The sequence below is a fragment of the Clostridium sp. UBA7791 genome (assembly GCF_002480755.1).
In the GTDB taxonomy this organism is placed as follows: domain Bacteria; phylum Bacillota; class Clostridia; order Clostridiales; family Clostridiaceae; genus Clostridium_J; species Clostridium_J sulfidigenes.
On sequence record NZ_DLCT01000005.1, the window covers coordinates 235,998 to 238,169 of the forward strand.

The window sequence follows — 2,172 nt, forward strand, 5'->3', positions numbered from 1 at the left end:
TATTTGGTCAGTGGAACTTAAGTGAGACTCTAAATCTATGATTTAGTTAGTTGAACTTACTCATTCGAATATATATGAGAAGGAGTTTCCGTAAAATACAATAGATTTAGTATGCATAAAAGAAAGTGAGATATGATGAAATTTTTAAAGAAATTAGTTGGAGATAAATGTTATCTTTCTCCAGTGGATGATATACTAGCAGATAAGGTAGCTCAATGGAGTAATGACTTGAGGGTTTCCTTAAGAACTGGAGATATATCAGATATGATAACAGTTGATGCTCAAAGAGAGTATTTAAATAGTATGAATGAGAGAGGATATGCCTTCTATATAGTTGACTCTAAAAACGACGAGGCTATAGGGGTCATAAGGCTTATGAGAATAAGCCACATACACAGAAATGCTGTTCTTGGAATGTTTATTGGAGATTCGAATCATAGAAATAAAGGTATAGGAACAGAAGCAACAAAGCTAATATTGGATTTTGCTTTTAATGTGATAAATCTTAGAAACATAATGATAGAGACTTTTTCTTTTAATGAAAGGGCCATTAACTTATGCAAGAAGATTGGCTTTAAAGAGATAGGAAGAAGAAGAAACTCTATTATATATGGAAATAATGAGTTTGACGAAGTCTTCATGGATATATTGAATACTGATTTTCATGAATCAATTATATGTGAAGCACTAAAATAGAAAGAAGACAATATATAACATTAGGCTGTTAAAAAATAAGAGCTATAAACTTTCAGTTTTATAGTTCTTATTTTTTTATTACATTTTATATGAAAATTAGTTAAATCTAAATTTAGTGACTGCAAAATCCATCTGACCATTAATAATAAACAATAAGTGATTAACTCACATAAATAAAATATTAAAAAGGGTAAAATATATGTATAATAAAAAGCAGATTTTGAGTTATCATATATAGGGAGGCATTACAATGTTTAACTTTTTAAAAAGGGATAATGGAAAAGTAATAAGTATTAATGGTATAGATAGTTTGTTAGGTAAGATTAATTTAATTGATGTTAGAGAAATATATGAATATAGAAATGGAAGTTTAAAAACAGCTAGAAATATTCCAATGGGAAATCTTTTAAACAATCCAGATAGATATCTTAAAAAAGAAGATGAATATTACCTTATGTGTCAAACAGGTTCGAGAAGCTCACTTGCTTGTAGGAGATTGACTAAAGAAGGGTTTAATGTGATTAATGTTAGAGGTGGTATTGGAGCATATAAAGGGGCTAAAAGAAAATAACTTTAATTATTGTATAGAATATTTTAATTTGTAGTTGATATAATCACTTAAGAGTAATATAATTTAATTAAGTTAATGATTAATTAAATTATATTATAAAAGGAGTATATATGATAGAAAGTGTAAAAGTTTTTAAAGCTATTGGTGATGAGACAAGGATAAAAATACTAATATTATTATCTAAGAAGAATATTTGTGCAAAGGCAATAGCTAAGCATTTACAAATTTCTGAAGCTGCAGTATCACAACACATTAAAATTCTTAAGGAAGTAGATTTAATTGTAGGTTACAAAAGAGGATATCATGTAATCTATGACTTAAATAAGAAAGTTTTAGAAAAAGCTATAGAATTTATTAATGTATTAATTACTGATGACATATGCTCAATAGATGATAAGTTTAATGTAAGTTTAGAGAGCTTTCATGCTTTACAATGTGAAAAGAATTGTAAGGTGGTAAAGAAATGCTGTAAAGAGAGATTAAAGGAGGAAGAGTAATGAAGGTTTGTTTTCCAGTTAAATCTAATGAAGGTATGGAGAGTGTACCATATGGACACTTTGGAACAGCTCCAATGTTTGTAGTATGTAATTTAGAAACTAATGAGGTTAAGACTATAGGAAATGGTGATTTAGGTCATCAGCATGGTATGTGTCAACCAATGAAAGCATTATCAGGAGAAGTAGTAGATGCTGTGGTTGTAGGTGGTATTGGTCAAGGGGCTATAGTTAAGTTAAACTCCCAAGGAATAAAGGTATATAGAGCAGCAGAAGGAACTATAAATACAAACTTAGAGAAGCTTAAAAATGGTGAGTTATCAGAATTCGCTATGAATCATACTTGTAATCATGATGGATGTGACCATCATTAAAATATAATTAAGAATTGAAAGAACTGTATGAAAATAG

General features: G+C 28.6%; 2 protein-coding genes and 1 pseudogene. All 3 read left to right on the forward strand.

The window, feature by feature from the left end; genetic code table 11:
- The first annotated feature begins 132 nt into the window (after nucleotides 1-132).
- The 3 genes and pseudogenes from B3Z56_RS06560 (at nucleotide 133) to B3Z56_RS18030 (ending at nucleotide 2,135) form a co-directional block, all read left to right on the forward strand.
- A complete protein-coding gene (locus B3Z56_RS06560; protein WP_346847320.1) occupies nucleotides 133-696 on the forward strand; it encodes a GNAT family protein in 564 nt (187 codons plus the stop codon).
- A gap of 250 nt (nucleotides 697-946) precedes the next feature.
- Nucleotides 947-1,267: a rhodanese-like domain-containing protein gene (locus B3Z56_RS06565; RefSeq protein WP_346878498.1), complete on the forward strand. Its 321-nt coding sequence runs from the start codon at nucleotides 947-949 to the stop codon at nucleotides 1,265-1,267.
- Between the two features lie 110 nt (nucleotides 1,268-1,377).
- Nucleotides 1,378-2,135: pseudogene (locus B3Z56_RS18030) on the forward strand (metalloregulator ArsR/SmtB family transcription factor).
- The last annotated feature ends 37 nt before the right edge of the window (nucleotides 2,136-2,172 follow it).